At 38.8% G+C, this 7,102-nt stretch carries 6 protein-coding genes and 2 pseudogenes; 5 read left to right on the top strand and 3 right to left on the bottom strand.

The window, feature by feature from the left end:
* Nucleotides 1-312: pseudogene (locus VB694_RS25040) on the bottom strand (serine/threonine protein kinase); the annotation flags it as partial.
* Nucleotides 313-436: 124 nt separating this feature from the next.
* On the opposite strand from VB694_RS25040, the gene cbiT reads away from it, so the two are divergent.
* Together cbiT and VB694_RS25050 are read left to right on the top strand one after the other, a co-directional pair.
* Nucleotides 437-1,039, top strand: a complete 603-nt coding sequence (gene cbiT / locus VB694_RS25045; RefSeq protein ID WP_323363034.1) for a precorrin-6Y C5,15-methyltransferase subunit CbiT — start codon at nucleotides 437-439, stop codon at nucleotides 1,037-1,039.
* Between the two features lie 65 nt (nucleotides 1,040-1,104).
* Entirely contained in the window at nucleotides 1,105-1,992 is an 888-nt protein-coding gene (locus VB694_RS25050) for a phosphatidate cytidylyltransferase (protein WP_323363035.1), read from the top strand.
* 194 nt (nucleotides 1,993-2,186) lie between these two features.
* Here VB694_RS25050 and VB694_RS25055 read toward each other — a convergent pair whose 3' ends face one another.
* The gene (locus VB694_RS25055; RefSeq protein ID WP_323363036.1) at nucleotides 2,187-2,900 is read right to left on the bottom strand and encodes a DUF2993 domain-containing protein; all 714 of its coding nucleotides are present in this window, start codon (nucleotides 2,898-2,900) and stop codon (nucleotides 2,187-2,189) included.
* Between the two features lie 175 nt (nucleotides 2,901-3,075).
* On the opposite strand from VB694_RS25055, the gene VB694_RS25060 reads away from it, so the two are divergent.
* Together VB694_RS25060 and VB694_RS25065 are read left to right on the top strand one after the other, a co-directional pair.
* A complete protein-coding gene (locus VB694_RS25060; RefSeq protein ID WP_323363037.1) occupies nucleotides 3,076-3,840 on the top strand; it encodes a pseudouridine synthase in 765 nt (254 codons plus the stop codon).
* A gap of 27 nt (nucleotides 3,841-3,867) precedes the next feature.
* The gene (locus tag VB694_RS25065) at nucleotides 3,868-4,668 is read left to right on the top strand and encodes a helix-turn-helix domain-containing protein (RefSeq protein ID WP_323363038.1); all 801 of its coding nucleotides are present in this window, start codon (nucleotides 3,868-3,870) and stop codon (nucleotides 4,666-4,668) included.
* 232 nt (nucleotides 4,669-4,900) lie between these two features.
* Here the strand turns inward: VB694_RS25065 and malQ are convergent, their stop codons facing one another.
* Nucleotides 4,901-6,409: a 4-alpha-glucanotransferase gene (gene malQ, locus VB694_RS25070; RefSeq protein ID WP_323363039.1), complete on the bottom strand. Its 1,509-nt coding sequence runs from the start codon at nucleotides 6,407-6,409 to the stop codon at nucleotides 4,901-4,903.
* 378 nt (nucleotides 6,410-6,787) lie between these two features.
* Here malQ and VB694_RS25075 point away from each other — a divergent pair.
* A pseudogene (locus VB694_RS25075) lies at nucleotides 6,788-7,102 on the top strand (bacteriohemerythrin); the annotation flags it as partial.

Genomic DNA, 7,102 nt, shown 5'->3' on the forward strand with positions numbered 1-7,102 from the left:
CCCGTGTTGATCTAGAGTTTGGGCTGGGATATAAGTTTGTATAAGGGCAAATCCTTGATAAGCAGGTGACTTGACATCAAAATAGTTGAGATAGCGCGGGATAGAAGGATGTGATAAAGATTTTAAAGTTTGGGCTTCTCGCTCAAACAGCTTCAGATCATCCCATTGAAAATCACTACCGAAAGAAAGTAACTTGATAATTACCAAGTCACCAGTTACCAAGTCACGCGCTAATAAAGTTCTTCGTCCTGACTTTTTACCTAACTGCTGTTGAACTTCATAGCGATTTGCCAATACTTCTTTATTTATCATGATTACTTGTAAAGATGAATTTAAAAGGGTTTCACAAGCTATGACATATATTAGGGGTTAAACAGGATTTTCCCCCCTAATCTCTAATCTCTAATCTCTAATCTCTAATCCCTAGTATAGTCTTATGCCTTCCCAACTTTGGCCTTACATTACCCCTGGTATTCCTGATGAGTTGTTTGAGAATTTACCAGGTATTCCCCTGAGTCAGCGAGAATTACGATTATTGTTAATTTCCCAACTGCGGCTAAAACCAGATTCAGTGTTGTGGGATATTGGTGCGGGAACAGGTACAATTCCTGTTGAGGTCGGGTTGTTGTGTCCACAGGGACGAGTGATTGCAGTAGAAAGAGATGAAGAAGTGGCTAATTTGATTAAACGCAACTGCGATCGCTTTGAGGTAAAAAATGTGGCAGTAATTGAAGGCAGCGCCCCAGAGTGTTTACATGATATTAAACCGACTCCTGACTGTATTTGTATAGAAGGGGGAAGACCCATCCAGGAAATTTTACAAGCTGTCTGGCTTTATTTGCCTTTATCCGGTCGGGTCGTCGCTACAGCTGCTAATCTAGAAAGTCTGTATGCTATTTCCCAAAGCTTTTCTCAATTAAGAGCCAGAAATATTGAAGTTGTGCAGTCTGCGGTTAACCGTTTAGAAACACGCGGTTTTTCTCAAACCTTTGTTGCTGCTGATCCTATTTTTATTGTCAGTGGTGAGAAACTAGATTAAATTTGTTCGGTTTTCGGTTTTGGACTCAATCCAAAATCTAAAATCTAAAATCCAAAAATACTATTATGCCTTGGTCTCGAATTATTAGTGGAGTTATTGCGATCGCCCTTGCTTTATCTTCAACCCTGTTAGGGGGTTGGTATTTTACCATATCTATCGCGATTGTTGTTTTTTTAGGTCAACAGGAATATTTTAATTTAGTTCGAGCCAGAGGTATAGCTCCCGCTGCTAAAACTACTATGTTTGTCAGTCAAATTTTATTAGCAATTTGTACTCTCGATGGTAGTTTAGCTGATGCTGTCATGCCCTTAGCAGGAACATTTATTTGTTTTTATCTGCTGTTTCAACCCCAATTTGCTACCATTGCGGACATTTCTGCTTCAATTATGGGGTTATTTTATGTCGGTTATTTACCGAGTTACTGGGTGCGGTTGCGAAATCTTAATAGTACAGATATTATTGGCAATCTTCCCTTGGGTGGTTTTTGGCCTAACAACTGGAATGAAATTTTCACACAGGGAAATTTAGATGCTCTACCACAGGGTTTAACATTTACAATTTTAACTTTTTTATGTATTTGGGCTGCTGATATTGGTGCTTATATTTTTGGTAAATTTTTCGGTAAAACCCGTTTATCAGATATCAGTCCGAAAAAAACTGTAGAAGGTGCAATTTTTGGCATCACAGCCAGTATTATAGTAGCTTTAATAGGCGCTTATTTTCTCCATTTACCTTACGCGCTAATTACTGGTTTAACCTTGGGTTTATTGATTGGTATTGCTAGTCTTTTAGGTGATCTGACCGAATCTATGCTCAAACGAGACGCAGGAGTGAAAGATTCAGGACAGTTGATTCCCGGTCATGGTGGTATATTAGACCGGACTGATAGTTATATTTTTACAGCCCCTTTAGTTTACTATTTTGTAACTCTGATTTTGCCTTTGTTAAGGTAATTGGTAAAGAAGGGAACAGGGAACAGGGAACAGAAGGCAAGAGGCAAGAGGCAAGAGGCAAAAGTTAATATTCTCCCCCTGCTTCCCCCGCTTTCTTCACTGTCACCTGTCACCTGTCCCCAATCCCCAATCCCCAATCCCCAATCCCCAATCCCCAATCCCCAATCCCCAATCCCCAATCCCCAATCCCTAAATTAAGGGTTGACGTTGATGCGTCCACGACATAATATTTGGCTAGATTTCAACGTTAGTTCTTGGAGATCAACATCTGAGCCAAGGTCTAAATGGTATCCAGAATTATTTTCTAAAATGGGTTCTTGATTATACAGAACTTTAATCTGTGTTAATTGTAGTTCTTGACCACTGAGTAGTTCTAAACCCACAGCAATTTCTAAAGATGAGGATTCACTTTCAGTTAAAGAAATGCCATACAGCATTAAACGCTGATTGTCAAGGGTGATTTTCTGCCAAGAAATAGCCTTGGATTTTTCCCATTGTTCTGGTAATAGTTGAACCAGTACATCATTTAATGCAGTTGATAATAATTTAGATGAGAGGGAGTTGTTCAAATCCTGTTCTTCTACCACCATTTCAGCAACCAACGGCACTATTTCTAATAGTCGCAAGGGCTTACCCTTAAGTACAGAGGCAATGTTTATTTGTATATTCTCAGCCCGTAATTGAATACGTGTAACATGAATACCTTGATAAACTGCATTAGTAGCAAAAATAGATACAGAAGGAATACAACCAGAAAGCAGTTGGCGATCGCTTGCTCCCATCTCAATCTCAATCTGAGATACTTCTGTTAATTGTGTTCTGAGCCATAGCTTGATCGCTGATGTCAAAGCTTTAGTAATTAATCGGATTTTTTTACCATTTGCTGCTGGGGAAGTTTTATCTATCATGTAACCACTTAATCTGGTATTTTTGCTGAAAAAATCGGAGAACCTTAATCAGTTCTTAAATATAAAACTTATGCCTATTAACTACAAAATGAGAGAATGAGATTCTGGGTATTAAATTAGGAAACAGCAAACAGATTGATAATTAACAACTGAGAAAGGAAGAAGCAATTTTTACATGGAGGTCAGGGTACAAAAAATAATTTCTCAATGGGGTATTGCCTCACGTCGTGAAGCTGAAGAGATGATTAAGCAATCACGAGTCAAGATAAATGGGATTTTGGCACATTTAGGGCAAAAAGTCGATCCCCAACGAGACACTATCTGTATTGATGGTAAAACTGTATCTCAAAACCAGCGTCCGGCTTTAATTTATTTGTTACTACATAAACCACCTGGAGTAGTTTCCACCTGCAACGATCCCCAAGGAAGAACTACTGTTTTGGATCTACTGCCGCAACAATTACAACATGGTACTGGGATTCACCCAGTTGGGCGTTTAGATACAGATTCGACCGGGGCATTAATATTAACAAATGATGGGGACTTGACATTTGCGCTAACTCATCCTAGTCATAATATTTCTAAGACATATCATGTTGTAGTCAAAGGACATCCCCCAGAAACAGTTCTGAAGAGGTGGCGCGAAGGTGTTGTACTAGAAGGCAGAAAAACCCGCTCTGCTAAAGTAAGCTTAATTAAACCCTTGGCTAAACAAAGCAAATTAGAAATAATTTTGCAGGAAGGAAGAAATCGTCAGATTCGTCGTGTAGCTGAACAGTTAGGATATCCTGTTATCCAACTACATCGCACCGCCATCGGTTCAATTCAATTACAAACACCAAACGCTGGATTTCTGGATGTAGGTGACTATCGTCATCTCACCTCAGAAGAAATTATTTTTTTAAACGATCAGATAAAGCGGATACCTATTAATGATTAAGTTGAGTTAAGGAGTTGAAGACAAATCATGAACTGGCTCAGAAAAAAGGTTGAAAAGCCAAGCAAACCGTCCATAGAACAACAGCAGTCAGAAAAATTGACAGAATTGGGCGATCAGCTTGCGGCTTTGCGTGAACAACAGGGTTTATCACTAGATGAAATTGTGGCAGTGACGAGAATTCCTCGCAGATTATTGAACGCAATTGAAGTAGGTGATTTAGACGATTTACCAGAACCCATTTATATTCACGGTTTAATCAGACAATTTGCTGATGCACTGGGACTCAAAGGGGTAGAATTTGCCAGCCATTTTCCTGTTGGTTCTCCATCAGTGAGTTCTCAACGCGGTTGGCAACCTCAACCATTTTTTCAACTACGTCCTGTTCATCTTTACTTGCTTTACATTTTTGTAATTATTTGCTCTGTCAACGGATTATCTCAATTATTGAATCGAACTGCTCTACAAGCCAATAATAGCCAAAATCAACCAAAAGCACAGACAAGTTCTGATTTGACAACTGAAAAACTCCCAGCCCAGTATTTACAGAAAGTTAAAGCCGATCTCAACACTCCAGAAGCTCAATCTGTGGAGATTGGTGTCACCTTAAAGTCATCATCTTGGATTCGTGTGGTGGCTGATGGTAAAACCGAATTTGAGGGGGTTCTACCCAAAGGATCTCATCGCAATTGGAAAGCAACTGAGGAACTGACAGTGAAAACTGATAATGCTGGTGGTGTGTTGATGAGTGTTAATCAACAGGAGGCCAAGGAAATGGGAAAACCAGGGAAACCTGAAGAAATTAGGATTGCCGCTAAAGTCAAGTCTTAAACCGTTGTGTGTCTGTAGGGTTGGTTTAACAAAATCTAAAATTTATCACTGGAATGCAGCAGACTTTCGGAGACATTGCTGTTACCTGCCAATGTGAAATACGGCACATAACTAAAAATAGCTATGTTGCGTTTTTTGTTCCAATTAAGTTAAACCAGACCCTACCTAAGCACTAAGTTTTGATTACGTAATGATGATTCCTGCTTTATACTACGCACGCATAAATTGTTGATCAGGAATTTTTCGGAGCGCGTCCATAAAGTTTAGTTAAATTTTTTAAGCGATCGCTCAATTCCTGAGTTAAAACCCCTGACTGATAACGCCACTCCCAATTACCCTCAGCCGTACTGGGATAATTCATTCTGGCTTCGTTTCCCAATCCTAAAACATCTTGTAAAGGAATAATCGCTTGATTGGCGATGGAACTCAAAGCTAAACGAATTAAATCCCAGTTTATCCCATCAGGACTGATAGATCCCAAATACAACAACAAATTTTGCTTTTCGTAATCATTCGTAGTATTAAACCAGCCTAAAGTCGTATCGTTGTCATGAGTGCCGGTATAAACTACAGCATTACGCGGATAATTAAAGGGCAAAAACGGATTGCCGGGATCAGAACCAAAAGCAAAATGTAATACCTTCATACCGGGAAACTCAAATTGATCTCGCAGTGCTTCTACTTCTGGGGTAATAATTCCCAAGTCTTCGGCCAAGATGGGTAATTTGCCCAGCTTTTGTTTAATGGCTGCAAAAAAAGCTACGCCTGGTGCTTCTACCCATTCACCATTGATAGCAGTTTCTTCTCCTTGGGGTACAGCCCAATAAGCCTCAAATCCTCGGAAGTGGTCAATCCGAATTATATCTACATAATCCAGCATTGCTTCAAAACGTTGCACCCACCATTTGAAATCTTGTTTTTGCAACTCTTCCCAGTTGTAAACGGGGTTTCCCCAGAGTTGACCTGTGGCGCTAAAATAATCGGGTGGTACACCTGCCATTAAAGCTGCTGCTCCTGTTTCTTCATCTAAAGCGAAATTGTCGGGATTAGCCCACACATCCGCACTATCATGAGCTACATAAATGGGGATATCACCAATAATGTCTATGCCATTTTGATTAGCGTAATTTTTCAGTTCTGACCACTGACGGAAAAATTCATATTGGATGAACTTGTAATAGAATATTTCCTGTGCTAACTCTTGTTCTATCTGGGCTAATGCTGCTGGTTCGCGTTTTGCTAGTTCTTGTTTCCAGGTGTGCCAACTTGCTCCATTGTGGGCATCTTTGAGCGCCATAAACAGAGCATAATTATTCAGCCAATAGCCTCTAGTGTTACAAAAAGTGTGAAATGCTTTTCTTTGTAGATCAGTGGCATGATGTTTAAAGTGATCACAAGCTTTTTTGAGCAGATTTACTTTAATGGGGATAACTTGCTCAAAATCCACCTTATCAGCCGGAAATGCTGGTAAATTAGCAAAATCTTCTGTAACTAATAAACCTTCTTTTACCAGTTTTTCTGGACTAATTAAAAAGTAATTTCCTGCCATTGCTGAATAGCACATATAGGGAGAATTACCATAACCAGTGGGACCAAGAGGTAAGACTTGCCAATATTGCTGGTAGCTGTCTTTGAGAAAATCAATAAAATGATAGGCTTCTAAACCTAAATCCCCAATACCAAAGCGACTGGGGAAAGAACTAGGATGTAATAAAATTCCGCTGGATCTGGGAAAAGGCATAGTTAATGGTAAATATGAGTAGATTGTTTGTGAGGACTTACACAAATGTTACATTTAATTGATTTTTTAGTGTGTGCCAAATCTTAAAAATATGTTGATTCTTAACAATTTCATTAAATCTAACGTACTGTAATAAAATTTAGCGTAGTATAATAGTTAATACAGATAAATTCAAGTATAAAAGAAATAGGAGAATTGTAAATAAACACAAATATTTTTTGTGCAAGCTTGATACAGCAAAGAGTTCTAAAGTTACATTTCTGTCTAAGCAGTTTAAATTGATTCTCTGTTGAGGAGTTATATATGAATATTAAAATCGCACAATGGCGACCTGAGTATGAAACAGGAGATGTCATCATTGATTAGCAACACCAAAGCTTATTCAGTACCATTAACGCGCTGAATAGTGCTATGTTGGAAGGACAAGGCCAAGCGTTACTAGAAAAAACACTTCAGAGTTTAAAAGACTACACTACAATTCATTTTGACACTGAAGAAAAATTCATGCTAGACCATAAATATCCAGGTTATGTAGAACATAAAATGAAGCATGAAGCCCTAAAAGCCAAGGTTTTGAGCTTTGAGAAGGAAAATCACGATGACTTATCCAAGTTAACAAATGCAGTTTCTCACTTTTTAACCGATTGGTTAATTCATCACATTAAAGATGAAGACCTCAAGATGATTGTATTG

It is taken from the genome of Anabaena sp. UHCC 0451 (genome assembly GCF_034931405.1).
In the GTDB taxonomy this organism is placed as follows: Bacteria; Cyanobacteriota; Cyanobacteriia; order Cyanobacteriales; family Nostocaceae; genus RDYJ01.